Here is a 26,736-nt window from a genome sequence, read left to right as displayed (position 1 = left end):
AGCAGGCTCCTTAGCTTTGCGCGATTTTGCGTGGGATAAATTCGTTTGCCACCGCTTCGCCTTGTTGATGCTGGCGCTGCGGCTGCGGAATTTCTGGTATAGCGACATCCAGATGTGGGAACAGCAGCTCGCCAACCTTGTATGCTTCTTCCAGATGTGGATACCCGGACAACACAAAACTGTCGATTCCCAGTGCGGCATACTCGTTGATACGCGCCGCGACCGTCGGACCATCTCCGACCAGCGCGGTACCCGCGCCACCGCGCACCAGTCCAACTCCTGCCCACAGGTTCGGGCTGATTTCCAGTTTGTCGCGTTTACCGTTGTGCAGTGCAGCCATTCGCTGCTGACCAACCGAATCCGTTCTTGAGAAGGCGGCTTGGGCTTTGGCAATGGTGTCGTCATCCAGATGGGCTATCAGACGATCCGCTGCCTGCCACGCCTCTTGTGTTGTCTCCCGGACGATCACATGCAGACGAATACCAAAGCGGATCTTGCGCCCGAGCGCCGCCGCTTTGGCCCGCACCTGTTCAATCTTCTCTTTCACCTGTTCAGGTGGCTCGCCCCAGGTCAGATAGAGATCAACCTGCTCGGCAGCAAGATCTTGTGCGACATCAGACGAACCGCCGAAATAAAGCGGTGGCCGGGGTTGTTGTACAGGAGGGAAAAACAGTTTCGCGCCGCGGACATGAATGTGTTTGCCGTTGAAATCCACGGTTTCACCTTGCAGCAAACGCCGCCAGACCTGAGTGAATTCAGCAGAGGCTTCATAGCGCTCGGTGTGATCAAGGAACACGCCGTCACCCGCCAGCTCTTGTGGATCGCTGCCGGTTACCAGGTTGAATAACGCCCGGCCGTTAGAGAGTCTGTCGAGCGTCGCAGCCTGGCGGGCGGCGACCGTCGGCGAGGTTACGCTTGGACGAAGCGCGACCAGAAACTTTAATCGCTGGGTGACCGGGATCATCGACGCGGCGACCAGCCAGGCATCTTCACAGGAGCGACCGGTTGGGATCAGAACGCCAGTAAATCCCAGACGATCGGCTGTTTGCGCAATTTGTTGCAAATAACCGTGATCGACCGGGCGCGAACCTTCTTCCGTCCCCAGATAATGACCGTCACCGTGGGTGGGTAAAAACCAGAACATGTTCAGACTCATAATTTTTCTCCTGCCTGCTGAGTGGGTTGCCAGATACGCTGGCGAATATCGATTTTTTTCGGCACCAGACGGTTGTCATAAAACAGATCCGCGGTTTGTTGTTGTAGGGCGGCAACCGAGGCGCTGACGGGCGTAATGGTGGTTGGCGGACGGTGATCCAGATAAGACGCAATTACCGGCTCGGGCAGACCCATGGTTTTAGCCAGCAGAGTAATACTTTGCTGGCGTTGGCTGAGAGTTAACGCATCCGCCTGGCTAAAGGTATCCAGTACGCCAAGAACAAAAGCGCTATTTTTTTCGGCATAAGGACGTGCAGCGAGATAAAACGAACCGGTCTGCTTGAGGTCTGAGCCGTCTTTCAGCACGCGCACATCACCTTGCAGTAATGCGGCCGAATAGTAGGGATCCCAGATAGCCCACGCATCGACGTTTCCTTGCTGGAAGGCCGCTCGCGCATCGGCGGGGGTCAGATAAGTCGGTTGAATATCGGTAAATTTCAACCCTGCCTGTTGCAGCGCCCGGAGCAGTAAATTGTGGGCGCTGGAACCTTTCTGGAAGGCGACTTTATGCCCTTTGAGCTGCGCAACGCTCTGGATCGGGCTATTTTTCGGCACCAGAATCACTTCGGCTTTCGGTTTGGGCGGTTCGACGCCCACATAAACCAGATCGGCTCCGGCGGCTTGGGCGAAAATTGGCGGAATGTCACCGGTACTGCCGAGATCGATACTGCCGATATTGAGTGCTTCCAGCATTTGCGGTCCAGCCGGGAACTCAATCCACGAGATTTTGGTCTGTGGGTAGCGTTTCTCCAGTAGCTGATGACTTTTTGCCAGCACCATGCTGACGCTTCCTTTCTGATACCCAATGCGCAGGGCATCCGGAGCCGATTCTGCGGCATGCGCCAAGGATGACAGGGACAGCAGCCCGGTAAATGCCAGCCATGAGGTGTGACGCTTGAGCAGATTAAGCATGGGCGGCACCTCGCAGGGCGTTCAGTTGCGGGAGTTGGAGATCGCGACGATGCAACGCCAGCCAGAAAGTGTCGAGCGCACTGTCCAGGCGCTGCTGCAGGTTGGGCGTAAACTGCGGTTTATGCTGATAGTCGATGACCTGTGAATCATCGGCAAACACGCCGTGCAGGATCTCCTGAGCCTTTAACGCGCTCAGCACCGGTTTCAGCGCGTAATCGACGGCCAGTAAATGCGCCACGCTGCCGCCAGTCGCCAGCGGCAAAACCACTTTTCCTTCCAGCGCCCGCTCGGGGAGCAGATCGAGCAGCGTTTTCAGTGCGCCAGAGTAAGCTGCTTTGTAGACCGGCGTTGCGACAATCAGCCCGTCTGCATCCTGTAGTTGTTCGATAAATGTCTTCAGCGCCGGACTGTCAAAACGGGCATAGATCAGGTCTTCCGGGGCAAAGTTGTGCAGGTTCCAGTGAAAGACTTCGACATCCTGGCCGTTCAATTTTTCTCGGGCATATTCCAGCAACGCGCTGGAGCGAGAGGGAAAGCGTGGGCTTCCCGCCAGAGTGATGACGCGCATAATTTTATTCTCCACTTATAACCAATTGTTTGCTTTTGATTAACATTGATAACAATTTGTGCAGTCTGGCAGAGAGACTTTGTTTATCGAAATGATTTATACGGGATAGAAAAGTTGAAAAATGAATAAAAAGGAGGAAGCAGGAAAACGATTGCTATTTATTGCCGCAGGTCAATTCCCTTTTTGCTCGCGATCGCACATAATACGCCCCCGGTTTGCACACCGGGAATCCAGGAGAGTTCATGTACTACCCCTTCGTTCGTAAAGCCCTTTTCCAGCTCGATCCAGAGCGCGCTCATGAATTGACATTCCAGCAATTACGTCGCATTACCGGCACGCCGCTCGAAGCGCTTGTCCGCCAGAAAGTACCCGCAAAACCGGTTACCTGTATGGGGCTGACGTTTAAAAATCCACTCGGGCTTGCTGCCGGACTGGATAAAGACGGGGAGTGCATTGATGCGCTCGGCGCGATGGGATTTGGTTCCATTGAGATTGGTACCGTGACGCCGCGTCCTCAGCCGGGTAATGATAAACCACGTCTGTTTCGTCTGGTCGATGCAGAAGGTTTGATCAACCGCATGGGGTTTAATAACCTGGGGGTTGATAACCTGGTTGAGAACGTCAAAAAATCGCATTTTGACGGTATTCTGGGGATTAATATTGGTAAGAATAAAGATACTCCGGTAGAGAACGGCAAAGATGACTATCTGATTTGTATGGAAAAAGTCTATGCTTATGCTGGTTATATCGCGATTAATATCTCTTCACCGAATACGCCTGGATTACGTACGCTGCAATATGGTGAGGCGCTGGATGATCTTCTGACGGCAATTAAAAATAAGCAAAATGATCTGCAAGAGATCCATCATAAATATGTTCCAGTGGCGGTTAAGATCGCACCGGATCTTTCTGTGGAAGAACTGATCCAGGTTGCTGACAGTTTAGTTCGTCATAATATTGATGGCGTAATTGCGACTAACACCACTCTCGATCGTTCTCTCGTTCAGGGAATGAAAAATTGCGATCAAATGGGTGGCCTGAGCGGTCGACCGTTACAATTAAAAAGTACAGAAATTATTCGCCAGTTGTCTCAGGAATTAAAAGGTCAGCTGCCGATTATTGGGGTTGGTGGTATCGACTCAGTAATCGCGGCGCGTGAGAAAATAGCTGCCGGTGCTTCTCTGGTACAGATTTATTCGGGCTTTATTTTTAAAGGCCCACCGTTGATTAAAGAAATCGTCACCAATATCTGAATGCTACCTTAATCACAATCCAGGGCTTTATTTCTGGCCCTGGTTGTTTTATATTCCTTTACTGTTGCTTATTTAAACATTCTGAGCTTTTATTATTAAGGCAATAAACGAAGCGGCAAAAGGATACTGTCGTAATGGTGATGATTAAGGAAAGGAGAGAAACTGATGCGAATTAAACCCGACGATAACTGGCGCTGGTATTATGATGAAGAGCACGATCGTATGATGCTCGATTTAGCCAATGGCATGTTATTCCGTTCGCGTTTTGCTCGTAAAATGCTCACTCCAGATGCATTTTCTCCGTCGGGTTTTTGTGTTGATGACGCCGCGCTTTATTTTTCCTTTGAAGAAAAATGTCGCTACCTGGATTTAGCCAAAGAGCAAAAGGCGGAACTGGTGCTTAATGCGCTGGTGGCGATTCGTTACCTTAAACCGCAAATGCCAAAAAGCTGGCACTTTGTCGCACACGGTATTAACTGGTCGCCAGTCGTGGGGGATGCTGCTTGTGTGGATTTAAGCGATACGGATGAACAGGTAAACCTGTTAGTGGTTGAACCGGGTGAAAATGCCGCGCTTTGTCTGCTTGCACAACCTGGTGTGGTTATTGCCGGGCGAACAATGCAACTTGGCGACGCGATTAAAATAATGAATGACCGACTGAAACCGCAGGTTATTGCCGACAGTTTCAGCCTTGAACAGGCGGTTTAACTCTCCAGCCTGATTGTCGTTTTGGGAACGCAACTGCAGCACAGAATCGTCCCGTCATCCCCAATCGCTGATTTTTTCAGCGGACTAACTTCGCCTTCCAACAGTCGAATTCGACAGCATCCGCAAATTCCTGCCCGGCATGAATAGGGCACCCGGATACCCTGGTTTTCCAGTTGTTCAAGCAATACCTGCTGATTATTTCCGCGAAAGGTCTGGCCCTGCCAGTCAATAAGTACCGTGGCATCGGGCTGTTGTTCCAGTGCGGTATCGTCTGGCTCCGCCGCACCGTAAGCTCTGGCGGGACCGGTTGCCAAAATTTCTACCTCATCGCCGACGCGAATAACGCCACTGTTGCGTGCGATAAGATTCTGGCCGAAATCGACGTCGCCGTTATCCACCGCTGTCCGGAAGGTTTGCAGCGTGGCGAGCGGCTCGCCAGACGGATGTTTCTGGCCTTTTTCTGGACTAACGGTAGTGAAAATGCAGCGGCTACAGGGTTTTGCCACATCAAAAATGACGTCGCCAATGCGAATCACTTTCCAGGTGTCTTCTGCCCAGGCGTCAGCCCCTGAAACTACCAGATTGGGGCGAAACTGTTCCATTTTGACGCTTGCCGGACAGCGCTGTTGCACATCGCGCAGAGATGCTTCGTTGGCCAGCAGGTAGGGATAACCATCGGCAAAGGACAAAGGAACATCAGCGTGGCGCTTCACCCGGCGTGTCAGTTGCGGACCCACCCAGCGCAACTGCACGTCACGGGAGAAAAAGCCGCTCAGCCACAGGTTGATAGCCGCTGGTGCAATACGCGCGGTAAAATGGTTTCCCCACACTTCTGTCGGCGCATCCTGGGTGGCGAAGTCTGCGAATCGCACGAGCGCGCTGCTGCCGTCTGGAGCCGTGAGATGAAGTCCATCGTGGAAAGGGGAAGGGGTAAAGCGGACCATTTGCGGGAACTGTCGGGCGGTAATGAACGTCCCGTCGGGTTCGGTAATCATAAATATACGATCCAAGGCGAGACCGCTCACGTCTGCCAGGGCGTGCGTGAGTCCAATTCCACGCATTGATTTAACCGGATGAATAAAAAGTCGGGTCAACGTTACCACTGCACAGCCCCTTGAACGAAAATAAGCCTTCAACTTTATGACATACAGCCCATATTAGCTATAATGCGCAGCAATTTTCTAGGAGTAAAAGTGACATTATGAATTCTCTGTTTGCCAGTACGGCCCGCGGGCTGGAAGAGCTGTTAAAAACTGAACTGGAAAACCTCGGCGCGCTGGAGTGTCAGGTCGTTCAGGGTGGGGTCCATTTTAAGGGCGACACGCGGCTTGTTTACCAGAGCCTGATGTGGAGCCGCCTGGCCTCGCGCATTATCCTGCCGATGGGAGAGTGCAAGGTCTACAGCGATCTTGATCTGTACCTCGGCGTTCAGGCAATCGACTGGACAGAGATATTTAATCCTGGTGCTACGTTTGCCGTCCATTTTAGCGGCCTGAACGAGACCATTCGTAACAGCCAGTACGGCGCGCTGAAGGTCAAGGATGCGATTGTCGATGCCTTTACCCGCAAAAATCTGCCGCGTCCGAATGTGGATCGTGAATCTCCGGATCTGCGTATCAACGTCTGGTTGAACAAAGATACCGCCAGCATTGCGCTCGATCTGAGCGGTGACGGTTTGCATCAGCGCGGTTATCGCGATCGCGCGGGTCAGGCGCCGATTAAAGAGACGCTGGCCGCCGCTATTGTTATGCGTTCTGGCTGGCAGCCGGGCACACCGTTACTTGATCCGATGTGCGGCTCCGGCACGCTGCTGATTGAAGCGGCGATGTGGGCAACCGATCGCGCGCCGGGCCTGCACCGCGGGTACTGGGGCTTTAGCGGTTGGGCACAGCACGATGAAGCCGTCTGGCAAGAGGTTAAAGCCGAAGCTCAGGTGCGTGCGCGTAAGGGGCTTGCTGACTATACTTCGCACTTCTATGGCTCCGACAGCGATGCGCGCGTGATTGAAAAAGCGCGTAGTAACGCCCGCCGCGCAGGTATTGCCGATCTGATGACATTTGACGTTAAAGATGTCGCCAAACTGAGTAATCCACTGCCGAAGGGACCGTATGGTACGGTGATCAGTAACCCGCCCTACGGCGAACGTCTGGATAGCGAACCGGCGCTGATTGCCCTGCATAGCTTGCTGGGCCGTACGATGAAAAACCAGTTTGGCGGCTGGAATTTGTCGCTGTTCAGCGCCTCTCCGGATTTGCTCAGCAGCCTGCAATTGCGCGCTGATAAGCAGTTCAAAGCGAAAAACGGTCCGCTGGATTGCGTACAGAAAAACTATCACGTTGCAGAGACCACTGCGGACAGCAAGCCAGCCACGGTCGCGGAAGATTATGCCAACCGCCTGCGCAAGAATATCAAGAAGCTGGAAAAATGGGCGCGTCAGGAAGGAATTGAATGCTATCGCCTGTATGATGCTGACCTGCCGGAATACAACGTTGCAGTGGACCGTTACGGTGAGTGGGTCGTGGTTCAGGAATACGCTCCGCCGAAGACGGTCGATGCGCAAAAAGCACGTCAACGCCTGTTCGATATCATTGCCGCAACGTTGTCTGTCCTGGAAATCGCGCCAAATAAACTGGTGCTGAAAACCCGTGAGCGGCAGAAAGGGAAGAACCAGTATCAGAAGATGAATGAGAAGGGTGAATTCATTGAGGTAAGTGAGTACAACGCCCGCCTGTGGGTCAACCTGACAGACTATCTTGATACCGGTTTGTTCCTCGATCACCGTATTGCGCGCCGCATGCTGGGCCAGATGAGTAAAGGTAAGGATTTCCTTAACCTGTTTTCCTACACCGGCAGTGCCAGCGTTCATGCCGGGCTGGGCGGTGCACGTAGCACCACGACGGTTGATATGTCGCGTACCTACCTGGAGTGGGCTGAGCGTAACCTGCGCCTGAACGGCCTGAGTGGTCGCGCTCACCGTTTAATTCAGGCCGATTGCCTGGGCTGGCTGCGCGATGCCAATGAACAGTTTGATCTGATTTTCATCGATCCGCCGACGTTCTCTAACTCAAAACGTATGGAAGACTCGTTTGATGTACAGCGCGATCATCTGGCGCTGATGAAAGATCTGAAACGTCTGCTGCGTAAAGACGGCACGATCATGTTCTCCAACAACAAGCGTGGGTTCCGTATGGATCTCGACGGTCTGGCTGAACTGGGATTAAAAGCACAAGAAATCACCCAAAAAACGCTTTCCCAGGATTTTGCCCGTAACCGTCAGATCCACAATTGCTGGCTGATTACCGCAGCCTGAAAGGATAAATAAATGTCATTGATCAGTATGCATGGTGCATGGCTGTCGTTCAGCGATGCGCCGCTTCTTGATAATGCAGAACTGCATATCGAAGATAACGAACGCGTCTGTCTGGTTGGCCGTAATGGCGCAGGTAAGTCGACGCTGATGAAGATCCTCAACCGTGAACAGGGTCTTGACGACGGGCGTATTATTTATGAGCAGGACCTGGTTGTGGCGCGTCTGCAGCAGGATCCGCCGCGTAATGTTGAGGGCAGCGTCTATGACTTCGTTGCCGAAGGTATTGAGGAACAGGCTGAATATCTGAAGCGTTATCACGATATTTCGCGCCTGGTGATGACCGATCCCAGCGACAGAAACCTGAATGAAATGGCGCGGGTTCAGGAAATGCTCGATCACCATAATCTGTGGCAGCTCGAAAGCCGCATTAATGAAGTGCTGGCACAACTGGGACTGGATCCTAACGCCGCGCTTTCTTCGCTTTCGGGCGGCTGGCTGCGTAAGGCGGCGCTGGGCCGCGCGTTAGTGAGCAACCCGCGCGTACTGCTGCTGGATGAACCAACTAACCACCTGGATATTGAAACTATCGACTGGCTGGAAGGGTTCCTGAAATCCTTCAATGGGACAATTATTTTCATTTCCCACGACCGTTCATTTATTCGCAATATGGCGACGCGTATTGTCGATCTCGACCGCGGCAAGCTGGTGACCTATCCGGGGAACTACGATCAGTATCTGCTGGATAAAGAAGAAGCGCTGCGGGTGGAAGATCTCCAAAACGCGGAATTTGATCGCAAGCTGGCGCAGGAAGAAGTGTGGATCCGTCAGGGCATCAAAGCGCGTCGTACCCGTAATGAAGGCCGCGTGCGGGCGCTGAAAGCCATGCGTCGCGAGCGTGGCGAACGTCGCGAAGTGATGGGCACGGCGAAGATGCAGGTCGAAGAGGCGAGCCGCTCTGGCAAGATTGTCTTCGAAATGGAGAATGTTGATTACCAGGTTGATGGAAAGCAACTGGTAAAAGATTTCTCCGCGCAGGTGCAACGTAGCGACAAGATTGCGCTAATTGGACCTAACGGCTGCGGTAAAACAACGCTGCTGAAGCTGATGTTAGGTCAGCTTCAGGCTGACAGCGGACGCATTCACGTCGGCACGAAGCTGGAAGTGGCGTATTTCGATCAGCACCGCGCCGAACTGGATCCGGATAAAACCGTGATGGACAACCTTGCTGAGGGTAAGCAAGAGGTGCTGGTTAACGGTAAACCTCGCCATGTGCTGGGCTATCTCCAGGATTTCCTGTTCCATCCGAAACGGGCGATGACGCCAGTACGTGCGCTCTCTGGTGGGGAACGCAATCGCCTACTGCTGGCGCGTCTTTTTCTCAAACCCAGTAATCTTTTGATTCTCGATGAACCAACGAACGATCTGGACGTCGAAACGCTGGAACTGCTTGAAGAGCTGATTGATAGCTACCAGGGCACCGTGCTGCTGGTGAGCCACGACCGTCAGTTTGTGGATAATACCGTAACCGAATGCTGGATCTTCGAAGGCGGCGGTAAAATTGGTCGTTATGTCGGCGGTTATCATGATGCCCGCAGCCAGCAATCGCAGTATGTGGCGTTTAAACAGCCAGTTGCGAAAAAAACAGAGGAAACCGTTGCTCCTAAAGCAGAAATTGTCAAACGCAGCACGAGCAAACTAAGCTATAAACTGCAGCGCGAACTGGAGCTGCTCCCCGCGCTGCTTGAAGAACTGGAAGCTAAACTGGAAGCATTACAAGCTCAGGTAGCTGACGCCGCTTTTTTCAGTCAGCCGCATGAGCAAACGCAACAGGTATTAGCTAATCTGAACGAAGCTGAACAAGAACTTGAGCAAGCCTTTGAGCGCTGGGAGTATCTTGAGTCTTTGAAGAACGGCGCATAATTTAAAGGAGCACATATGTGCGAACATCACCATGCCGCGAAGCATATTCTGTGCTCGCAGTGTGACATGCTGGTGGCGTTACCTCGCCTTGAGCATGGTCAGAAAGCGGCATGTCCACGATGTGGCACTACGTTAACGGTTGAGTGGGACGCGCCACGGCAGCGTCCTACCGCCTATGTGTTAGCAGCATTATTTATGCTGCTTTTGTCAAACCTCTTTCCCTTTGTGAATATGAATGTTGCGGGGGTGAGCAGCGAAGTGACGCTGCTGCAAATCCCCAGCGTTCTCTTTTCGGAAGATTACGCCAGCCTCGGTACCTTCTTTATCTTATTCGTTCAGTTGGTTCCCGCTTTTTGCTTGTTGACCATTTTGCTGTTGGTGAATCGGGTTCATATGCCTGAGCGGCTTAAAACATGGCTGGCGCGTATTTTGTTTCAGTTAAAAAGCTGGGGAATGGCAGAAATTTTCCTCGCGGGCGTGCTGGTGAGCTTTGTTAAGCTGATGGCCTACGGCGATATCGGCGTGGGCAGCAGCTTCATCCCGTGGTGCATGTTTTGTATGCTCCAGTTGCGGGCTTTCCAGTGTGTGGATCGCCGTTGGCTGTGGGATGATATTGCCCCTATGCCAGCCATTAAGCAGGAATTAAAGCCTGGTGTGCCCGGCATCCGACAAGGATTGCGTTCCTGTTCCTGCTGCACCGCTATTCTTCCGGCAGACGAGCTGGTATGCCCACGCTGTCAGACGAAAGGTTATGTGCGGCGTAAAAACAGTCTGCAATGGACATTGGCATTACTGTTTACGTCGATCATGCTTTATCTTCCTGCCAATATTCTGCCGATCATGATCACCGATCTGCTCGGGTCAAAGCTGCCTTCAACGATACTCGAGGGCGTGGTTTTAATCTGGAGCGAAGGCTCTTACCCGGTGGCTGCGATTATCTTTATCGCCAGTATTATGGTGCCGACGTTGAAAATGATCGCCATTGCCTGGCTGTGTTGGGATGCCAAAGGGCACGGCAAACGCGACAGTGAACGAATGCATTTAATTTACGAGGTTGTAGAATTTGTCGGTCGCTGGTCAATGATCGACGTTTTTGTAATTGCCGTACTCTCTGCGCTGGTGCGCATGGGAGGGTTAATGAACATTTATCCTGCAATGGGTGCTTTGATGTTTGCTTTAGTCGTCATTATGACAATGTTTTCTGCGATGACATTTGATCCCCGTCTGTCGTGGGACCGTGAACCAGATCATGAGGAGTCCTGACAGCATGGAATCTAAAAGTGGGGAAGCCAAAGTGCAAAAGGTAAAAAACTGGTCGCCCGTGTGGATATTCCCTATAGTCACTGCCCTCATTGGCGCATGGGTCCTGTTTTATCATTACAGTCATCAGGGGCCACAAGTCACGCTGATTACCACCAATGCTGAAGGTATTGAAGGGGGCAAAACGACGATTAAGAGCCGCAGCGTGGATGTCGGCATCGTCGAGAGCGCAACCCTGACTGATGATTTGACCCATGTGGAAATTAAAGCTCGTCTTAACTCCGGAATGGAAAAGCTGCTGCATAAAGATTCTGTCTTTTGGGTGGTGAAGCCGCAGGTTGGACGTGAAGGTATCAGTGGGCTCGGCACGCTATTGTCCGGGGCTTATATTGAACTGCAGCCAGGCAATAAAGGCAGCAAGCTGGAAAATTACCAACTGCTGGATTCACCGCCGCTGGCACCGCCAGATGCGAAAGGGATCCGTGTGATTCTGGACAGCAAAAAAGCTGGTCAGTTGAGCCCGGGCGACCCAGTACTGTTCCGTGGTTATCGTGTAGGTTCGGTTGAAACCAGCACATTTGATGCGCAAAAGCGTACGATTAGCTATCAGCTATTTATCAATGCGCCTAACGATCGTCTGGTGACCAGCAATGTGCGTTTCTGGAAGGACAGTGGGATCGCCGTGGATCTTACTTCGGCAGGTATGCGCGTGGAAATGGGATCTCTCTCCACGCTGTTTGGCGGTGGCGTAAGTTTTGATGTGCCAGAAGGGCTGGAACAAGGCGAACCGGTCGCACAACAGTCTGCGTTTAATCTTTATGACGACCAAAAAAGTATTCAGGATTCACTGTATACCGATCATATTGATTACCTGATGTTCTTTAAAGATTCAATTCGTGGCCTGCAGCCCGGCGCGCCACTGGAATTCCGTGGCATCCGTTTGGGTACGGTAAGTAAAGTACCTTTCTTCTCACCGAATATGCGTCAGGTCTTCAACAATGATTACCGCATTCCGGTGCTGGTACGTATCGAACCAGAACGTCTGAAGGCACAGCTGGGAGAAGATACTGATGTTGGCGCTCATCTGGCAGAATTGCTTAAACGCGGCTTACGGGCATCGCTGAAAACCGGGAACCTGGTGACTGGCGCTCTGTATGTCGATCTCGACTTCTACCCGAAAGAACCGCCGATTACCGGTGTGCGCGAATTTAATGGTTATCAAATTATTCCGACCGTGAGCGGTGGTCTGGCGCAGATCCAGCAGCGACTGATGGAAGCGCTGGATAAGATTAACAATCTGCCGTTGAACCCGATGATTGAGCAGGCGACCAATACGTTGTCGGAAAGCCAGCGCACGATGAAGCATCTGCAAACCACGCTGGACAACATGAATAAGATCACGTCCAGTCAGTCGATGCAGGATCTTCCGGCGGATATGCAGAATACGCTGCGTGAACTGAACCGTAGTATGCAGGGCTTCCAGCCGGGTTCCGCCGCCTACAACAAGATGGTGGCGGATATGCAGCGTCTTGATCAGGTGCTGCGAGAACTTCAACCGGTACTGAAAACGTTGAACGATAAGAGCAATGCGCTGGTATTTGAAGCGAAGGACAAAAAAGATCCAGAGCCGAAGAGGGCGAAACAATGAAAAAGTGGCTAGTGGCGATGATGGCGGTCTGGCTGACGTCATGCAGCTCCAGCGGAGAAAATAAAAGCTATTACCAGCTTCCTATCGCGCAAGGGGGCGTACAGAGCTCAGCTAACCAGGGTAACCGTCTGCTGTGGGTTGAACAGATTGCGGTCCCGGACTATCTGGCGGGTAATGGGGTGGTTTACCAGACCAGCGATGTGCAATATGTGATAGCGAATAATAATCTCTGGGCCAGCCCCTTAGATCAGCAATTGCGCAATACCCTGGTTACGAACCTCAGTATGCAGTTGCCTGGCTGGGTTGTCGCTTCGCAGCCGCTGGGAAGCACTCAGGACACGTTGAACGTCACCGTGACCGGCTTCCACGGTCGGTACGATGGTAAGGTCATCGTGAGCGGTGAATGGCTGCTGAATCACCAGGGGCAGTTGATCAAGCGTCCATTCCACATCGAAGCTGTACAGACTAAAGACGGCTACGATGAGATGGTGAAGGTTCTGGCCAACGCCTGGAGCCAGGAAGCGACGGCAATGGCTCAAGAGCTGAAACGCATCCCTTAAGCTTAAATAATTGTAAATTATGCCGGCCCTGGTTCATTGCCCGGGGCGGTTTTTTTTATTTTTTTAGCCGTGGAGATAGCTGTTCTGACAGACTATTTTTGTACAAATGATTTTGCGGGTAGCTCACAAATATGACACTGGCGTGAATTTTGCGCATTGACGAGCCTGATGTTTAGGGGTATTCGTTTTAGTGTGATTGCACACTTAGTAATCACTGTTTTCTTTTCCACCAGACCCAAAAGATGAGGGAAACGAGGCATGAAGAGACAAAAACGAGATCGCCTGGAACGGGCACATCAACGTGGATATCAGGCCGGCATTGCCGGACGATCAAAAGAAATGTGTCCCTATCAGACGCTGAATCAGAGGTCATACTGGCTGGGAGGCTGGCGAGAAGCCATGGGGGATAGGGTTTTAATGGCCTGATTCTGTCTCTTTAGATAAAAGAAACCTCCGCAGAGCGGAGGTTTCGCCTTTTTGCCCACCAGACAAGACGAATAAACGTTAATGTCTGGCTGCTACGCAGACCGGGATTAGAACGCGGAAGTGTCCTGGAACAGACCCACTTTCAGATCGTTTGCGGTATAGATCAGACGACCATCAACCAGCACTTCACCATCAGCCAGGCCCATGATCAGGCGACGATTAACGATGCGTTTGAAGTGAATGCGGTAAGTCACTTTCTTCGCAGTCGGCAGAACCTGGCCGGTGAATTTAACTTCGCCTACGCCCAGCGCGCGGCCTTTACCTTCGCCGCCCAGCCAGCCGAGATAGAATCCAACCAGCTGCCACATGGCATCCAGACCCAGGCAGCCCGGCATCACCGGATCGCCGATAAAGTGGCATCCGAAGAACCACAGGTCCGGGTTGATATCCAGTTCAGCTTCAACATAACCTTTGTCAAAGTTGCCGCCGGTTTCGGTCATCTTGATGACACGGTCCATCATCAGCATGCTTGGTGCAGGCAGTTGTGGCCCTTTTGCGCCAAACAGCTCACCGCGACCAGAGGCAAGAAGGTCTTCTTTTGTATAGGATTCGCGTTTATCTACCATGTTCTCTGTAAGCCTTATTTTATTGAAGCACGCAGGATAGCTAACACGTGTACGCTGAACAAGTCCGATCAGTTCGGAATAATCCAGTTCAGCCAACGTAGCGGCCAGGGAAAACGGTGACGACCTTCCTGCTGCGTTGCCGTAGCAATACGCTCCTGGATAGTTTGCATCAGCGTTGTCTGGCCTTCACCATCCCACACCAGATTTAATAACAGTGGCAGCGCATCGGTCACGTCGTCCACCGCCCAGATAGTGAATTTTTCTTCTTCTACGGCTTGTAGCAGAGCAGGCTGCAGGCTCAGGTGTCTGACATTCGCTGAAGGAATGATAACGCCCTGTGTGCCTGTCAGCTCACGCTGCTGACAGATGGCGAAGAAGCCTTCAATTTTCTCGTTCAGACCACCAACAGGTTGTGCCCGACCAAACTGATCGACAGAACCGGTAATGGCGATGCTTTGATTAACAGGAACGTCGGCGAGGGCGCTAATCAATGCGCAAAGTTCTGCCATGGACGCGCTGTCGCCGTCCACTTCGCTATAGGATTGCTCAAAGGTCAGCGAGGCAGAGAAGGGGATTTGCTGTTCAAGCTGGAGTTCCGACATCAGGAACGCCTGCATAATCATCATACCCTTCGCATGAATATTTCCGCCAAGCTCGGCTTTGCGCTCAATATCCGTAAATTCGCCGTCGCCAATATGAACCACACAGCTGATACGAGAAGGCTCACCAAACGCGCGGGGGTGGCCAGGAAATTCAATCACCGACAGGGCGTTGATTTGGCCAATACGCTCGCCTTCCGTCTCGATCAGGATCTGTTCCTGCAGGATCTCATCCTGCATTCGTTCGGCGAGGAAACCTTCCCGCCATTCACGCTGGGTTAGCATCAGGCTGAACTGCTCAGCGTTGCAGGTTTCGCCCTCGCATAACGGGGCCACTTCTTTGAACTGACGGGTGATCCACAGCGGGTTAAGCGGCAATGTATCCTGTTCGCCGGTATAACGAACGGCTTCACGGATCAGCACTTGCCATGCATCAGGGGCCGGGTAGGGCAAATTGTTGCGCGTAGCGGTATGTGTTACCCACTGACACCATTGCGTCATGGTTTCGGCATCCACTATCTGCAGATTATCTTCAAACTCGCTATAAATAGCCTGCTCAGCCAGCTCCGGCTCCATGTCCTGGAAGTCTGCCAGTGATTCACGTTCACCGACTAATACCACTTTGAGTTTAAGCGGCATAGGTGGAACGGAGACGGGCAGCGGGCGAGACTCATCAAAAGCTACCCAGTCAAAACGCTCGTGGCTGACAATGGCTTTCAGGCGCATCCACAGCAGCGGTTGGGCCAGTAGCGTGCGCAACGAAATAACCAGCACACCACCGTTGGCCTGATGCACAAGGCCTGGCTGTAGGGTAATTTCGCCGTTGAACTGACGCAGACAGCCAAACAGTTGTTCGGCTTCAACCCAGTCAGCGCAGACTACCTGGGTTAATGTCGCAAAATTGTCTTCTGCTGTCTCAGCTGCACGATAGCGGATAGTGTGACCGGAGATATCATAATGACCTCCGGTGAGACTTCCGGCATCCGAGTGCAGAGGCCGCGCGGCCTGTGCAATAAGGTTGATGTACTCAAGCTCCTCCGGCGCTTTTACCAGCATGAACGAAGACGTCGTCCAGTGCTGAAGAAGCTGCTCCAGCGCAAATTGTAAACGTGGCTGAGTATCACTAAGTAAGGTATCGGTGTCGTCAGTGACGTGCGGCTGTGCAAATACTTCCTGATAACTATCGGTGTCAGGAACCAGATCACGCCATGCAAGTTTCGTAATGGTCAAAGTTGATGTTTTTTAGTCTGTTGTAAAAAACGAGATTATACCGTAACCATCATCACTGCACACGTGGAAAGCGCTGTGAAACGAATGCGATGACGCGCGACAGTTCACAGGCTGGATATTCTTTTCTTCAGATGCCGAAAAAGCTGATATTCTGATAAGAGTTACACGGTAACATTGAGATCGCAATGAAATATCAACAACTTGAAAACCTTGAAAGCGGCTGGAAATGGAAGTATCTGGTGAAGAAGCATCGTGAGGGGGAGTTAATCACCCGTTACGTAGAGGCCAGCGCTGCCGAAGAAGCCGTTGATTTGTTGCTAACCCTCGAAAATGAACCGGTTCGGGTCAATACCTGGATTGAAGAACACATGAACTCTGCGCTGCTAAATCGTATGAAACAAACCATACGAGCGAGGCGTAAGCGGCACTTTAACGCGGAGCATCAGCATACGCGAAAGAAATCTATCGATCTGGAATTTATGGTCTGGCAGCGCTTAGCGGGGCTTGCGCAGCGGCGCGGCAAAACGCTTTCTGAAACTATTGTGCAACTGATTGAAGACGCAGAGCATAAAGAGAAGTACGCGAATAAAATGTCGACATTGAAGCAGGATTTACAGGCGCTGCTGGGAAAAGAATAACCACAGAATGGCTAAATGTGTTGTGTACAGGCGTGCTTTGATTGATAAAAAGTGAAAAAAAACCCCGCAAAGCGGGGTTTTTTTATAAGACGATAACTTAAGCCTGAGGCTGAGTTACAACGTCTTTGATACCTTTAACTTCGATCTCAACACGACGATCCGGAGCCAGGCAGTCGATCAGTGCAGCGCGAGCTTTCACGTTGTCACAGGTGTTGCCAGTAACCGGGTTGGATTCGCCCATGCCACGTGCAGAGATTTTGTCAGAAGGAATACCTTTAGAGATCAGGTAATCAACAACGGACTGAGCACGTTTCTCGGACAGACCCTGGTTGTAAGCGTCAGAACCGATGCGGTCAGTGAAGCCCAGAACCACTACGGAACCGTCTTTCGGATCCAGGTTGCTCAGCTGGCTGTACATCTGATCCAGAGCCTGCTGGCCTTCTGGTTTCAGAGTTGCTTTGTTGAAGTTGAACAGAACGTCAGACTTCAGAGTGAAGTGTTTGGTCTGTACTTCTGGAGCCGGAGCCGGAGCAACAACTACTGGAGCTGCTTCTTCCTGCTGACCGAAACGGTAGGAAACACCAACGCTCAACAGACCGTTATCCGGACGACCGCCAACGGTGTTCGCGTCACCGATGTTGTTGGTCCACTGGTATTCCAGACGGGTAGCGATTTCAGGAGTAATTGCATACTCTACGCCACCTGCGAATACTGGGGAAACACCAGTGTCGTGGTCTTTGAAGCCTTGGTTGTTTTTAGCGTCTGCACGCCAAACCATACCACCCAGACGGGTATAAACGTCCAGATCGTCAGTGATTGGGTAACCCAGTTTAGCGGTCAGCTGAACGCCCTGAGCTTTGAAAGCGCCATTATTGTGGGTAGCATCGGTGGCGCCTTTGTACGGCATACGACCTAACCAGTCGTAACCCATTTCGAAACCAACGTACGGGTTAACCTGATAACCACCGAACGCACCAGCACCCAGTTGGCTTTCGTGGGTAGGACCAGCGTTGTTGATCTGGTTGTTACCAATATCATGGTACTGAGACCAGCCCAGTTTAGCACCAGTGTACCAGGTGTTATCTTTCGGAGCGGCCTGCGCCACGGTAGCGAAACCAGCCAGTGCCACTGCAATTGCGATAGCTGTCTTTTTCATTTTTTGCGCCTCGTTATCATCCAAAATTCGCCATGAATATCTCCGAAGAGAGATAACACGGTTAAATCCTTCACCCGGGGACCAGTTCAATAGTTACTCTACCGATATCTGCGGCTTATGCCGAGCACCCCTGGCGATGTAAAGTCTACAACGTAGTTGAAAACTTACAAGTGTGAAGTCCGTCAGGCATATGAAAAAAAAAGGCTTGTGTACACATTATTTAACATTTATAGATGAATAAATGTACTGAGGATTTCCTGAAAACCGCTTCAGACAGGCCTTCAGCCGGAAAACGCGTTACAGCTCAATGGCAAATTAAAACATGAAAAAAAATTCCAGGATAATTCCTAATTTTACTCAATGATACAAATTCGAGTGAATTTTTAGCCCGGAATGCTGTCTCCCCGCAAGTGTCTGAGCGCGAACAGGACGCATGATAAATCCCATCGCATTACCTTCATCTGCCGCTTTTACCAGCTCGGCATGTTCATCTTCGGTTAATTCTTCTGTCAACCAGCCGATGACGACGCTGTAGTTACCCGTGCGCAGCGCACGAACCATCGATTCCAGCGTATTGCAGGGGGAGAGCTGGCTGATTTGCATGACTTTGGTCAATGGAAGCCCGGCCGACTGCACCCACTCACGGCTTAATTTTTGCTGAGGCGTCAGCCACAGCTGCCAGCGTGATTGTTGCCCTAACTGTTGCAGCAGGGGAAGCAGCAGGAGCTGCGTCATCATGGGCTGGTCCTCGCGATAGACCACTTCACTGATAAGCCCAGCGGTAGCGTTCTCTGCTGAAACGCGCGCAATGCTGCTCGATGCGGAAGAGAACGACGAAGAACGATTTGCATAACCTGAAGTGTACATAATCAATCCAGCCCTGTGAGTTACTGTATGGATATACAGTAACCCCACCATCAATAAAGATCAACCTTATTTTCGGAAACAGGTTCGCAATTTTTAGTCATCATCACGGGAAAAATAAAATTCATCTTGCCCCATACGCATAAGTTGCCTATTTTCGTCATTAACGGATCTGCTACTGCAAATTATTTGCTTACGTTATGATTTAAAAGGATTTTTATGAAAGAAAAGTCTTATGCAAGAATCTATAAATCACAAGAATATCTGGCTTCTCTGGGAACAATTCACTACCGCTCACTGTTTGGCAGCTATAGTCTGACGGTTGGTGATACGGTCTTTGCCATGGTTGCCAGCGGTGAGTTATATCTTCGCGCCTGTGAGCAGAGCGCCCAGTACTGTGTAAAAAATTCTCCTGTCTGGCTAACATTTATCAAGCGCGGACGTCCGGTTGTACTCAATTATTACCAGGTGAACGATACCCTGTGGCAGAACCAGCAGCAGTTAGTATCGCTATCACAATTTTCACTCGATGCAGCCGTTAAGGAAAAACAGAGTCGCTTTGCACAACATCGCCTGCGGGAATTACCGAATATGACGTTTCATCTCGAGACCTTGCTAAATGAAGCAGGAATTAAGGATGAGGGGACATTGCGATCGCTGGGAGCTCAGATGTGCTGGTTGAAACTTCGGCAAAATAACCCTGCCTTAACGGTAAAAATACTCTATGCCCTTGAAGGGGCGGTTGACGGGGTGCATGAAGCCGCGCTCCCGGCGACGCGTCGCCAGGAGCTGGTGGAGTGGGTGAGTTCTCTTACGCCGGAACCGGGGTATTAGATGGCAGCACAGCAATTTGTTGCTGTAATCGCCGAATCTCTGGGAGCAGGGCAATCAGTAACCCAACTTGCTGTACGACCAGCGGCTCTTTACTGTCCGGACGTGGCTCGAGATGCTGAATTCGCTGCTTCAGATCTTCCAGTGCCTGGTATACGCGCTGCTCATCAGCAGGTTGATGGTGAAGCGCATCATCTACATAGCAGACGGCATCATCCAGCAATGCCAGGACGTCAGGATTGGTTAACTGCTCGCGATGTGCGCCGAGGGCGGAAATATAGCTGGTAAACGTATGGTTAAGACACAGCAAGCGGAACGCCGTTTCGCGTGTTTGGGCCGTGACATCCGGTTCACTCGACATGTTCGACACCACCGAAGCAAGTTCCGCATCACGATTGTGCGCGTCACGGCGGGCGATACGGTATGCCAGACGATTATCACGCCCCTGATGATATTGTTCGAGAATAGCATCAAGATAACGACAGTTAGCGTCAGTGGCCCGTTCAATCACTCGCGGCAGATTCCGAAAACGCCAGTCTGGCCAGATAAAGCTGACAGCAGCCCAGGCGATGGCACAGCCGATCAACGTATCGATGACGCGCGGAAGTGCAACTTCAAAACCTTCACCGAGCAGGTTAAAGCACAGTAGCACCAGCAGCGTGATAAACATGGTGGCATGCGCGTACTGGACGTTACGAAAGGCAAAAAATAACACGCCGGTGATCACCAGAAGGATCAATTGCCCTTCGAGAGAAGGTACAAACCACAGGATCGGTAACCCAATGGCGATCCCGACTAATGTGCCGATTATCCTTAGTGCCAGACGATGTCGGGTGGCGTTGTAGTTTGGCTGGCAGACAAACAGACTGGTCAACAGGATCCAGTACCCGTGGTTCATTCCGGTTATCTGGATAATGGCATAGCCGACGCATAGCACCAGCGACATGCGAACAGCATGACGAAACAGGGCGGATTCAGGCGTGAAATTACGGCTCAGACGCAACCAGATATCACTGAACCCATGCGGGCTGTCATCGGCAAGCTGATTTTCAGACTCATTGCGCGAAAGTACCTGAGCCTGTTCGGACTCAATGGTAGCCAACTGGGCATCAATGGCCCGCAGGTTTGACAGCAAAAATCCTAACGTGTTGAGCAGATCGGCAGGCTCACCACTCGCGCGCATGCGCTCAAGTGCAGCATCAATATGGGTGAAGACGCGCTCAAAGTGCGGATCGTGCTGATAAGGCGTGCGTAATAAAATACAGCGAGACAGTTGCGAACACGCTTGCCCCTGCATCGACATCAGGCGCTGGAAGCGGAACATCACGTCGCTGTGGCGGAAATGGTCGCGCAGCGTTTGATATTGAATATGCGAGGAGCTTGCGCGTTCGTGAATATCCTGCGCCACAAAATAGTAATGTAGCGTGCGACGTGTTCCTCGCTGTCCGCGGTCGCCGCGCAGGCGGGTCAGCAGTGACACCTTTGTCTGGTTTAGAGTCGCCATCAGTTGCCCATTCGCAAGAGCTAGATCATACAACGGCGCCTGGCTTTCATCTTCTATGTCGGGATCAAAAAGACGCGATTTCAGTTCCAGATAGTGCGCTAACTGTTCATAGCTACGCGCCAGATTGTCCTGCAACGGGCGAATAGGGAACAGAAGATGTCCGGTCAGGGTTAACAGGTTGTACCAAATGGCGCCCGCGAGCAGCAGGATTGGCTGCTGATACCACTGATCGTAAAGCGAGGTGCCGAGCATCGTGTAAATGGCGATCAGCAACGCGCCAAAGGCGATGGTTGCATAGCGCTGCCCTAATCCCCCCAGCAGTATAAAGCCGCTGGTGGAGAGCGTTAACCCAAGGGCAAACAGCCATGGCCATGGGAAGAGCAGTTCGACCGAGGCCGAGGCAATGAAAAAGCACACCAGCGTGATGATCAAATTGCGCAGGCGACCTGCAAGACGATCGTCCAGGTCAGTAAGCGCGGCTGCGACCATACCCAGCGTGAGCGGGATGGTCAGCTTAACGTCACCCAGCCACCAGGGCAGCGCTGTTGTGCCGCAAAGCGCGATAAAAATCCGCACGTAGTACAGCCAGGTGCTGTTCCAGGTATAGCGTTTGAGCAGAGGACTTAACATAAAGGCCATCGGTCCTGATTATTCGAAGCGACGACGCGCGTTGGCTTCACGCGCTGCGCGAGCAACTTCAACTGACACAACCCGGCGCCCCACCGGCCACAGTGCAATCGCCGCGATTTTGAAATTCGCAATGCCAACCGGGATACCAATAATCGTAATGCACTGGGCAATACCGGAGACAATGTGCATCAGGCACAACCACCAGCCGAAGAAAATCAGCCAGAAAATATTGAGCACGGTGCCTCCGGTATTCAACAGGACGTTTTTGCCCGCTGGATTAAGCTCATCGACATGAATCGCTTCGTTACCGTAGGGAAACAGCGAGAGTCGGGTAATTTCCCAGCATGAGCGGGTCAGGGGGAGAGTAAAAATCAGCACAATACTGACCAGCGTAGCCAGTAACCAGGCTAAGGTGGTGGCGAATCCCCCGAGCACAAAATTTAAAATATTCAGAACAGTACGCATAAACCCTCGGTTAACTCTGGTTTTCTGTGAATTCGGCAATTGTAACGTTTTTTTGGGCTGGAGCACGTTTTCTCTGGCGGTTACACTGATAAGCAAACCTCTTCGTGTGGATCCGCTTGAGTCTTATGGAACTGAAAGCAACTTCTCTTGGAAAACGTCTGGCACAACACCCTTACGATCGGGCCGTTATTCTCAATGCCGGGATTAAGGTTTCCGGCGATCGTCACGAGTATCTTATTCCCTTCAATCAGTTACTGGCTATTCATTGTAAACGCGGCCTGGTATGGGGTGAGCTGGAGTTTGTGCTCCCGGATGATAAGGTGGTTCGTCTTCACGGCACTGAATGGGCTGAAACCCAGCGCTTCCATCACCATTTGAATTCGCTCTGGCAGCAGTGGAGTCAGGAAATGAGCGACGTCGCTGCGGGAGTTTTACAGCAGCAGTTGGAGGCGATCGCCACCCGCACCAGTGAGAATAAATGGCTGACGCGCGAACAGACGTCAGGACTACAGCAGCAGATCCGCCGCGCCTTTGCCGCATTGCCGCTCCCGATCAACCGGCTGGAAGAATTTGAAAATTGCCGTGAGGCGTTACGTCAATGTCAGGCATGGTTGAAGGACATTGAAGCTTGTCGCTTACAGCACAACCAGGCGTATACCGATGCCATGCTGGAAGAACATGCCGATTTTTTCCAGCAAATTGAGTCCTCGCCGCTGAATCCGGCCCAGGCGCGGGCGGTGGTGAACGGGGAACAATCATTACTGGTTCTTGCGGGGGCCGGAAGCGGCAAAACATCCGTATTGGTCGCCCGTGCGGGCTGGCTACTTGCGCGAGGGGAAGCGGCGGCCGAACAAATCCTGCTGCTGGCGTTTGGACGCAAAGCGGCCCAGGAGATGGACGATCGCATCCGTGAACGTCTGCATACGGAAGAAGTCACCGCGAGGACGTTTCATTCACTGGCGTTGCACATTATTTCGCAGGGGAGCAAAAAAGTCCCGACGGTTAGCAAGCTGGAAAATGATGTTGCCGCGCGCAGCAAACTTTTTATCACGACCTGGCGTCAGCAGTGCAGTGAGAAAAAGGCACAGGCCAAAGGCTGGCGGCAATGGTTAGAAGAAGAGATGCAGTGGTCTGTACCCGAAGGTAACTTCTGGGATGACGAAAAATTACAGCGCCGGCTGGCTTCCCGGCTGGATCGTTGGGTTAGCCTGATGCGTATGCATGGCGGAGCGCAGGCGGAGATGATCGCCAATGCTCCGGAGGAGATTCGCGATCTTTTCAGTAAACGCATTAAGCTGATGTCTCCCCTGCTCAAGGCCTGGAAGGGCGCCCTGAAGGATGAGAATGCCGTCGATTTTTCCGGGTTGATTCATCAGGCCATTGTCATTCTGGAAAAAGGCCGGTTTATCAGTCCGTGGAAACACATTCTGGTCGACGAATTTCAGGACATTTCTCCTCAGCGAGCCGCCCTGTTAGCCGCACTGCGCAAGCAAAACTCACAGACTACACTGTTCGCCGTAGGGGATGACTGGCAGGCAATTTACCGGTTTAGCGGAGCACAGCTTTCGTTGACCACCGCATTCCAGCAAAACTTCGGCGAGGGCGACCGTTGTAATCTGGATACGACTTACCGTTTTAATAGCCGCATTGGTGAAGTCGCAAACCAGTTTATCCAGCAAAACCCTCATCAGCTTACGAAACCGCTCAACAGTCTGATGGCAGGCGATAAAAAAGCCGTCACGTTGCTCGATGAAAGCCAGCTGGATCTGCTACTGGATAAGCTGTCGGGATTTGTGAAGGCAGAAGAGAGAATTCTGGTGCTGGCGCGATACCATCATCTGAAACCTGCCAGTCTGGAGAAAGCAGCCACCCGTTGGCCTAAGCTACAGCTGGATTTCATGACTATCCATGCCAGTAAGGGACAGCAGGCAGATTACGTTATTGTTGTGGGGCTTCATGATGGGAATGACGGTTTTCCCGCCCCGGCCCGCGAGTCGATTATGGAAGAGGCGTTGCTTCCGGCGGTGGAGGATTTCCCGGATGCTGAAGAGAGACGCTTGCTGTATGTGGCGCTAACGCGGGCACGGCATCGGGTATGGCTGCTGTTTAATAAAGAAACACCGTCGTGCTTTGTTGATGAGCTTAAACAACTGGATGTTACGGTAGCAAGAAAACCCTGAATAGCAGGCGGCAATTGCCGCCTGCCCGGCGTTTATTTGAGGCGCTCTGCCAGATAGCGGGCGTAATCTGGGATCAAGATGTCCGTTGCATCGTTGAAGTTTGGCGACTGGATAATAAAATCGGCGGTCGACACGTTGGTGGCAACCGGAATGTTCCATACCGTCGCCAGACGCAGCAGGGCTTTGACATCAGGATCGTGAGGTACGGCGTTCAGCGGGTCCCAGAAGAAAATCAGCACATCAATTTTCCCTTCTGAAATCAGCGCGCCCACCTGCTGGTCACCCCCCATCGGACCGCTCAGCATGGCGTTGACGTCCATTCCCGTCGCGCGTTGGATTAAGTTTCCCGTTGTTCCTGTGGCGTACAGAACGTGCTTTTCCAGCAACGGCTGGTGGCGTTCCACCCAGCTCATCAACATCTTTTTACAGTGATCGTGTGCAACCAGCGCAATATGTTTACGCGCTGGCAATGTGCGAGTTGTTAATTCCATAGTACAGCTCCCAAGTTAACCTGGTTACAGAGTACTGGAAGCTCTTGACGCTGCAAGAGAAAGACAAAAAAAATGCGTATGCGAACATAAATGTCATGAAGGAGGCTGTTTCTGAGCCCATTGCAAAAAGTTACTTCGCGTTTGTGCGTCGGCCTGCTGGTACCAATATTTTAAGCGCTGTTCGGTCAGCGTTTGCGACTGAGGCGGCACGCGATCCAGTTCAGATACCCCGGAAAGCAGCGAGCTGTCATCAGCCATCATCGTAGCAAACTGCGGTAATGACGCATGTTTAGCCGCTTTGTTATAGCGTTCAGTTTCCATTTCATAATTCACGATTTTCGCTGTGGATGTGATTGACAGAATATCCAGCTTGACGGGGATAGGCATGGAGTCCCCATCCAGCAATTCCACGCGTGGAGCGTCATCAAAATGCGCTGTGTCCCGCTCATTGTTCAGACGCGGGAGGTGAAAATTAACCTGGCTGACGAGTTGGGTATCAAAGCTGATGACCAGCGGAGGCGAAATATACAGACGTTCTTCGTGGCTGGACAAGCGAATGGTTTTTTCTACGCGAAATACGAGCTGGTGGCGACCATTTTCCAGCTCGATACTGTCGGCGCCACGCAGTAATGAGCTGGAAACTTTTTTTCCGTCCAGCACCAAAAGGTCAATATCATTAGACAGGCGTAATGAGGTAGCAAAAACGGTTACCGGCAAACACAGGGCAATTAAGGCTGTCACAATGCCGGCTTTCATAGGTTTCTCCTGTCCAGAAAATAGCTGCAAACATGTATCTAAATTTTTCGATAATCACGTTTACTAACATATAGACATATTTTTGAGTTTAGCTCTCATACGCCAGTATGGGATGAATGGTTGCGGGGGCAGGTTTGTCGTACACTTTGTTAAACAGCCTGGAGGAAAACGATGAAAGAGACCGATATTGCTGGCATTTTGACATCTACCCGCACGATTGCACTGGTTGGCGCAAGCGATAAACCCGATCGCCCAAGCTATCGCGTGATGAAGTATTTACTCGACCAGGGCTATCACGTTATTCCCGTTTCACCGAAGGTTGCCGGAAAAATGCTGCTGGGGCAGCAGGGCTATGCAACGCTGGCGGATGTGCCAGAGAAAGTGGATATGGTCGATGTCTTTCGTAATTCTGAAGCGGCGTGGGGCGTCGCTCAGGAGGCTATCGCCATTGGCGCGAAGACGCTATGGATGCAGCTTGGCGTAATTAACGAGCAGGCGGCCGTGCTGGCGCGTGATGCGGGGCTGACGGTGGTGATGGATCGTTGCCCGGCGATTGAGATCCCGCGACTGGGACTGGCGAAGTAAAGTTTGACTGTCGCCGGATGAAACGCACAGGCCCGATAAGCGAAGCGCCATCGGGCCTGTGTTATTATCAATTACGCAGGCGTGGAGCCTGAAGCTGTTTACGGATTGTGCGCGCCAGTTCATCCATTGACGGTTGCTCCGGATGTTCTTCCTGTAGCTCGCTACTCAGTTGCGCTTCGGCCAGATACGTATGCACTGGCAGACCATTATCGTCTTCCATCACCACGTGATACCAGGGAGCGGCGCGAAGTTCGCTGTTAACCGCCAACTCATCGGCTGACGGCTCATCAAGCGAATATTCCGGGTCGATATCCACGACCACTCCGAGGTAACCTAACAGGGAATGGCGGACCTGCTGGCCGATACCGAATTTGCTGGCAATCATAGTCACCTCCCGGGAA

Annotated in this window: 25 protein-coding genes; 12 read left to right on the top strand and 13 right to left on the bottom strand. The window is 51.9% G+C overall.

Annotated features, from left to right (window positions below; all coding sequences use genetic code 11):
- Positions 1-10 precede the first annotated feature (10 nt).
- Genes ssuD through ssuE form a run of 3 tightly spaced genes read right to left on the bottom strand, consistent with a single transcriptional unit; the run spans position 11 to position 2,695 of the window.
- A complete protein-coding gene (ssuD, locus tag GFC06_RS19555; protein WP_016156131.1) occupies positions 11-1,156 on the bottom strand; it encodes an FMNH2-dependent alkanesulfonate monooxygenase in 1,146 nt (381 codons plus the stop codon).
- Complete coding sequence (locus GFC06_RS19550; protein ID WP_153690550.1) at positions 1,153-2,127, bottom strand: sulfonate ABC transporter substrate-binding protein; 975 nt, start codon at positions 2,125-2,127, stop codon at positions 1,153-1,155. The genes ssuD and GFC06_RS19550 overlap by 4 nt, the downstream gene beginning before the upstream one ends.
- Entirely contained in the window at positions 2,120-2,695 is a 576-nt protein-coding gene (gene ssuE, locus GFC06_RS19545) for an NADPH-dependent FMN reductase (protein ID WP_016152471.1), read from the bottom strand. Before ssuE ends, GFC06_RS19550 begins: the two co-directional genes overlap by 8 nt.
- Positions 2,696-2,937: 242 nt before the next feature.
- Here ssuE and pyrD point away from each other — a divergent pair, with 242 nt between their 5' ends.
- Positions 2,938-3,948 (top strand): quinone-dependent dihydroorotate dehydrogenase, encoded by a 1,011-nt coding sequence (pyrD, locus tag GFC06_RS19540; protein ID WP_047501150.1) that lies wholly within the window; start codon positions 2,938-2,940, stop codon positions 3,946-3,948.
- A 165-nt stretch (positions 3,949-4,113) separates the two neighbouring features.
- Positions 4,114-4,656: a cell division protein ZapC gene (zapC, locus tag GFC06_RS19535; protein WP_016152473.1), complete on the top strand. Its 543-nt coding sequence runs from the start codon at positions 4,114-4,116 to the stop codon at positions 4,654-4,656.
- On the opposite strand, the gene GFC06_RS19530 is transcribed toward zapC, so the two are convergent.
- Positions 4,653-5,759 (bottom strand): YcbX family protein, encoded by a 1,107-nt coding sequence (locus tag GFC06_RS19530; protein WP_049042107.1) that lies wholly within the window; start codon positions 5,757-5,759, stop codon positions 4,653-4,655. The two genes, zapC and GFC06_RS19530, sit on opposite strands and share 4 nt — an antisense overlap.
- Positions 5,760-5,857: 98 nt before the next feature.
- On the opposite strand from GFC06_RS19530, the gene rlmKL reads away from it, so the two are divergent.
- The 6 genes from rlmKL to rmf all read left to right on the top strand — a co-directional run bounded on the left by rlmKL (position 5,858) and on the right by rmf (position 13,780).
- Positions 5,858-7,966 carry a bifunctional 23S rRNA (guanine(2069)-N(7))-methyltransferase RlmK/23S rRNA (guanine(2445)-N(2))-methyltransferase RlmL gene (rlmKL, locus tag GFC06_RS19525; protein ID WP_016152475.1) on the top strand — a complete coding sequence of 703 codons (2,109 nt, stop codon included), beginning with the start codon at positions 5,858-5,860 and terminating at the stop codon, positions 7,964-7,966.
- Positions 7,967-7,978: 12 nt separating this feature from the next.
- Positions 7,979-9,886 carry an ABC transporter ATP-binding protein gene (locus tag GFC06_RS19520; protein WP_016152476.1) on the top strand — a complete coding sequence of 636 codons (1,908 nt, stop codon included), beginning with the start codon at positions 7,979-7,981 and terminating at the stop codon, positions 9,884-9,886.
- 15 nt (positions 9,887-9,901) lie between these two features.
- Positions 9,902-11,149, top strand: coding sequence for a membrane integrity-associated transporter subunit PqiA (gene pqiA, locus GFC06_RS19515; protein ID WP_047501146.1), 1,248 nt, complete (start codon positions 9,902-9,904; stop codon positions 11,147-11,149).
- A gap of 4 nt (positions 11,150-11,153) precedes the next feature.
- On the top strand, positions 11,154-12,794 hold the full coding sequence (gene pqiB, locus GFC06_RS19510) for an intermembrane transport protein PqiB (RefSeq protein WP_003836843.1): 1,641 nt from the start codon (positions 11,154-11,156) through the stop codon (positions 12,792-12,794).
- Positions 12,791-13,354, top strand: a complete 564-nt coding sequence (gene pqiC, locus GFC06_RS19505; protein WP_016152478.1) for a membrane integrity-associated transporter subunit PqiC — start codon at positions 12,791-12,793, stop codon at positions 13,352-13,354. Before pqiB ends, pqiC begins: the two co-directional genes overlap by 4 nt.
- A gap of 258 nt (positions 13,355-13,612) precedes the next feature.
- Entirely contained in the window at positions 13,613-13,780 is a 168-nt protein-coding gene (rmf, locus tag GFC06_RS19500; protein ID WP_003035871.1) for a ribosome modulation factor, read from the top strand.
- A 107-nt stretch (positions 13,781-13,887) separates the two neighbouring features.
- On the opposite strand, the gene fabA is transcribed toward rmf, so the two are convergent.
- Together fabA and GFC06_RS19490 are read right to left on the bottom strand one after the other, a co-directional pair.
- The gene (gene fabA / locus GFC06_RS19495) at positions 13,888-14,406 is read right to left on the bottom strand and encodes a bifunctional 3-hydroxydecanoyl-ACP dehydratase/trans-2-decenoyl-ACP isomerase (RefSeq protein ID WP_003035875.1); all 519 of its coding nucleotides are present in this window, start codon (positions 14,404-14,406) and stop codon (positions 13,888-13,890) included.
- 68 nt (positions 14,407-14,474) lie between these two features.
- A complete protein-coding gene (locus GFC06_RS19490) occupies positions 14,475-16,235 on the bottom strand; it encodes an AAA family ATPase (protein WP_080858512.1) in 1,761 nt (586 codons plus the stop codon).
- Positions 16,236-16,420: 185 nt separating this feature from the next.
- On the opposite strand from GFC06_RS19490, the gene matP reads away from it, so the two are divergent.
- A complete protein-coding gene (gene matP / locus GFC06_RS19485; protein ID WP_016152480.1) occupies positions 16,421-16,873 on the top strand; it encodes a macrodomain Ter protein MatP in 453 nt (150 codons plus the stop codon).
- A gap of 97 nt (positions 16,874-16,970) precedes the next feature.
- On the opposite strand, the gene ompA is transcribed toward matP, so the two are convergent.
- Positions 16,971-18,029 carry a porin OmpA gene (ompA, locus tag GFC06_RS19480; RefSeq protein ID WP_153690549.1) on the bottom strand — a complete coding sequence of 353 codons (1,059 nt, stop codon included), beginning with the start codon at positions 18,027-18,029 and terminating at the stop codon, positions 16,971-16,973.
- Positions 18,030-18,386: 357 nt separating this feature from the next.
- A complete protein-coding gene (sulA, locus tag GFC06_RS19475) occupies positions 18,387-18,896 on the bottom strand; it encodes an SOS-induced cell division inhibitor SulA (RefSeq protein ID WP_032931135.1) in 510 nt (169 codons plus the stop codon).
- Positions 18,897-19,112: 216 nt separating this feature from the next.
- Here sulA and GFC06_RS19470 point away from each other — a divergent pair, with 216 nt between their 5' ends.
- Positions 19,113-19,727: a TfoX/Sxy family DNA transformation protein gene (locus GFC06_RS19470; protein ID WP_047501141.1), complete on the top strand. Its 615-nt coding sequence runs from the start codon at positions 19,113-19,115 to the stop codon at positions 19,725-19,727.
- Here GFC06_RS19470 and yccS read toward each other — a convergent pair.
- The gene (yccS, locus tag GFC06_RS19465; protein ID WP_016152484.1) at positions 19,705-21,858 is read right to left on the bottom strand and encodes a YccS family putative transporter; all 2,154 of its coding nucleotides are present in this window, start codon (positions 21,856-21,858) and stop codon (positions 19,705-19,707) included. The two genes, GFC06_RS19470 and yccS, sit on opposite strands and share 23 nt — an antisense overlap.
- Positions 21,859-21,876: 18 nt before the next feature.
- The gene (locus tag GFC06_RS19460) at positions 21,877-22,323 is read right to left on the bottom strand and encodes a YccF domain-containing protein (protein WP_016152485.1); all 447 of its coding nucleotides are present in this window, start codon (positions 22,321-22,323) and stop codon (positions 21,877-21,879) included.
- A 125-nt stretch (positions 22,324-22,448) separates the two neighbouring features.
- Here GFC06_RS19460 and helD point away from each other — a divergent pair, with 125 nt between their 5' ends.
- Positions 22,449-24,503, top strand: coding sequence for a DNA helicase IV (helD, locus tag GFC06_RS19455; protein ID WP_153690548.1), 2,055 nt, complete (start codon positions 22,449-22,451; stop codon positions 24,501-24,503).
- A 32-nt stretch (positions 24,504-24,535) separates the two neighbouring features.
- Here helD and mgsA read toward each other — a convergent pair whose 3' ends face one another.
- Entirely contained in the window at positions 24,536-24,994 is a 459-nt protein-coding gene (gene mgsA, locus GFC06_RS19450) for a methylglyoxal synthase (protein WP_016152487.1), read from the bottom strand.
- 93 nt (positions 24,995-25,087) lie between these two features.
- Positions 25,088-25,750 (bottom strand): curli synthesis inhibitor, encoded by a 663-nt coding sequence (gene csgI / locus GFC06_RS19445; protein ID WP_016152488.1) that lies wholly within the window; start codon positions 25,748-25,750, stop codon positions 25,088-25,090.
- A gap of 171 nt (positions 25,751-25,921) precedes the next feature.
- Between csgI and GFC06_RS19440 the strand changes: the two genes are divergently transcribed.
- Positions 25,922-26,335 carry a CoA-binding protein gene (locus GFC06_RS19440; RefSeq protein WP_016152489.1) on the top strand — a complete coding sequence of 138 codons (414 nt, stop codon included), beginning with the start codon at positions 25,922-25,924 and terminating at the stop codon, positions 26,333-26,335.
- 67 nt (positions 26,336-26,402) lie between these two features.
- Here GFC06_RS19440 and hspQ read toward each other — a convergent pair whose 3' ends face one another.
- Positions 26,403-26,720: a heat shock protein HspQ gene (gene hspQ, locus GFC06_RS19435; RefSeq protein ID WP_016152490.1), complete on the bottom strand. Its 318-nt coding sequence runs from the start codon at positions 26,718-26,720 to the stop codon at positions 26,403-26,405.
- Between the last annotated feature and the right edge of the window lie 16 nt (positions 26,721-26,736).

The sequence above is a fragment of the Citrobacter braakii genome, assembly GCF_009648935.1.
In the GTDB taxonomy this organism is placed as follows: Bacteria; Pseudomonadota; Gammaproteobacteria; order Enterobacterales; family Enterobacteriaceae; genus Citrobacter; species Citrobacter braakii.
The sequence above is the reverse complement of the archived record's forward strand: the minus strand, read 5'-3'. Positions and strand labels throughout refer to the sequence as shown.

Coding starts and splice junctions, on each gene's coding strand:
- ssuD (WP_016156131.1), bottom strand. CDS start 1,156: ATGAGTCTGAACATGTTCTGGTTTTTACCCACCCACGGTGACGGTCAT.
- GFC06_RS19550 (WP_153690550.1), bottom strand. CDS start 2,127: ATGCTTAATCTGCTCAAGCGTCACACCTCATGGCTGGCATTTACCGGG.
- ssuE (WP_016152471.1), bottom strand. CDS start 2,695: ATGCGCGTCATCACTCTGGCGGGAAGCCCACGCTTTCCCTCTCGCTCC.
- pyrD (WP_047501150.1), top strand. CDS start 2,938: ATGTACTACCCCTTCGTTCGTAAAGCCCTTTTCCAGCTCGATCCAGAG.
- zapC (WP_016152473.1), top strand. CDS start 4,114: ATGCGAATTAAACCCGACGATAACTGGCGCTGGTATTATGATGAAGAG.
- rlmKL (WP_016152475.1), top strand. CDS start 5,858: ATGAATTCTCTGTTTGCCAGTACGGCCCGCGGGCTGGAAGAGCTGTTA.
- GFC06_RS19520 (WP_016152476.1), top strand. CDS start 7,979: ATGTCATTGATCAGTATGCATGGTGCATGGCTGTCGTTCAGCGATGCG.
- pqiA (WP_047501146.1), top strand. CDS start 9,902: ATGTGCGAACATCACCATGCCGCGAAGCATATTCTGTGCTCGCAGTGT.
- pqiB (WP_003836843.1), top strand. CDS start 11,154: ATGGAATCTAAAAGTGGGGAAGCCAAAGTGCAAAAGGTAAAAAACTGG.
- pqiC (WP_016152478.1), top strand. CDS start 12,791: ATGAAAAAGTGGCTAGTGGCGATGATGGCGGTCTGGCTGACGTCATGC.
- rmf (WP_003035871.1), top strand. CDS start 13,613: ATGAAGAGACAAAAACGAGATCGCCTGGAACGGGCACATCAACGTGGA.
- fabA (WP_003035875.1), bottom strand. CDS start 14,406: ATGGTAGATAAACGCGAATCCTATACAAAAGAAGACCTTCTTGCCTCT.
- matP (WP_016152480.1), top strand. CDS start 16,421: ATGAAATATCAACAACTTGAAAACCTTGAAAGCGGCTGGAAATGGAAG.
- ompA (WP_153690549.1), bottom strand. CDS start 18,029: ATGAAAAAGACAGCTATCGCAATTGCAGTGGCACTGGCTGGTTTCGCT.
- sulA (WP_032931135.1), bottom strand. CDS start 18,896: ATGTACACTTCAGGTTATGCAAATCGTTCTTCGTCGTTCTCTTCCGCA.
- GFC06_RS19470 (WP_047501141.1), top strand. CDS start 19,113: ATGAAAGAAAAGTCTTATGCAAGAATCTATAAATCACAAGAATATCTG.
- yccS (WP_016152484.1), bottom strand. CDS start 21,858: ATGTTAAGTCCTCTGCTCAAACGCTATACCTGGAACAGCACCTGGCTG.
- GFC06_RS19460 (WP_016152485.1), bottom strand. CDS start 22,323: ATGCGTACTGTTCTGAATATTTTAAATTTTGTGCTCGGGGGATTCGCC.
- helD (WP_153690548.1), top strand. CDS start 22,449: ATGGAACTGAAAGCAACTTCTCTTGGAAAACGTCTGGCACAACACCCT.
- mgsA (WP_016152487.1), bottom strand. CDS start 24,994: ATGGAATTAACAACTCGCACATTGCCAGCGCGTAAACATATTGCGCTG.
- csgI (WP_016152488.1), bottom strand. CDS start 25,750: ATGAAAGCCGGCATTGTGACAGCCTTAATTGCCCTGTGTTTGCCGGTA.
- GFC06_RS19440 (WP_016152489.1), top strand. CDS start 25,922: ATGAAAGAGACCGATATTGCTGGCATTTTGACATCTACCCGCACGATT.
- hspQ (WP_016152490.1), bottom strand. CDS start 26,720: ATGATTGCCAGCAAATTCGGTATCGGCCAGCAGGTCCGCCATTCCCTG.